Raw genomic sequence first — 1,212 nt, 5'->3', positions numbered from 1 at the left:
TCCCCTGTAGAGTCTGACTCCCTTGCAGATAAGGGGTTTTCATCTCACGCAACTGCTTAATGTAATCTGCTTTCTGTTGCTCGGTCATCCCAGCCGTTTGCGCCTCGAAAAGTGCATCAGTCGCATCTAGCTGGGCAACTTGAATCTCAACGTCGGAGTAAATCTCAGCTTTGGTGATATCAACAGTGCGATCATTGGCTATCAAATCTAAATCGGCTTGTAGTTGGACTTCTGCGATCGCAACATCTCGGCAACTCTCTAGTAGCTCGGAACGTGCGGCCATCTCTGCCTTTGCAGCGTCCCGTTTTTGGGCGATGTCTTCAAAAACTGCTCTCTGCTTCTCCTCATCTTGGCAATGGCGCAGCATCCACCCAGCAAGCGCAAACCCCAAGAATCCACCAAACGCCCAAAACGGTTTGTATGGGTTAGTCGCTTTCACCAGTCCGTTAACGCCTATAGCTGGGTCACGCACTATTTGGCGCGGCATTCCTTCTAACTGCCACTGCTCCCAGTAGTAGAGCGTCATTCTGAAAGGTCGGTTATTCTTGTCGTTACACTTTAGGTAGCTTTGGGGAGTCCGAACGCAGAAATAAATGCGGTCGCTTGACTCCCCTTTCCAAGCCATCGCCGCAGAGCTAATTCCCACAGTCAAACTAAGCCCAATTGCAACAGCTTTCTTGTCCATTGGTAAGCGACCAAACCACAACATTAAACCCGATTGTTGCGACTCGGATAACTGTTTATGTTTCTCAGATAGATAATTCATTTTCCTCTCCTACCACTAAATAGAAAAATCATTAATATCGCTAGAAATATGCCTACTCCTGCACCATCCATCCAACTTGAAGATTCAGCAGTTTTTGGCTTATAAACCGACTCAATTGAAGTATTAGCTGTATCAGTAGAAGTTCTCGCTTCATTCCACTCATTAATCGGTTCACTAAGCGCACACAATAACGCTAACGATGCACTGCAACCAGTCATTAAATTAGTGACGAAATTATTAAACCCTTCACCTGTTGCAGTAGCAGTAAAGTACAGGTGTGCAGTCCCCACAGCAAGGAACATTCCAACTGGGTGAACTTGCAATAGATGAAAGGTGAAAATTACTGCACTGTTTAGACAACTGCCGGCGACAATTTCACAGGCATTACCAGCACGTCTAAATGTTCTACCTCTGTTATTTTCTGGCAGTGGTTGTGGCTGTTCTGG

Annotated in this window: 1 protein-coding gene and 1 pseudogene; both read right to left on the bottom strand. The window is 46.1% G+C overall.

What is annotated here, in order from left to right; translation table 11 throughout:
- Positions 1-766 (bottom strand): annotated as a pseudogene (locus VB732_RS32185) (hypothetical protein); the annotation flags it as partial.
- The coding region (locus VB732_RS32180; protein ID WP_323234903.1) for a hypothetical protein at positions 763-1,212 on the bottom strand (450 nt) is incomplete at its 5' end. The gene VB732_RS32180 and the pseudogene VB732_RS32185, both read right to left, overlap by 4 nt.

This window comes from Nostoc sp. UHCC 0252 (assembly GCF_034931145.1).
GTDB lineage: Bacteria > Cyanobacteriota > Cyanobacteriia > Cyanobacteriales > Nostocaceae > Nostoc.
Note: the sequence above shows the minus strand (reverse complement) of the source record. Positions and strands in the feature narration are given on the sequence as shown.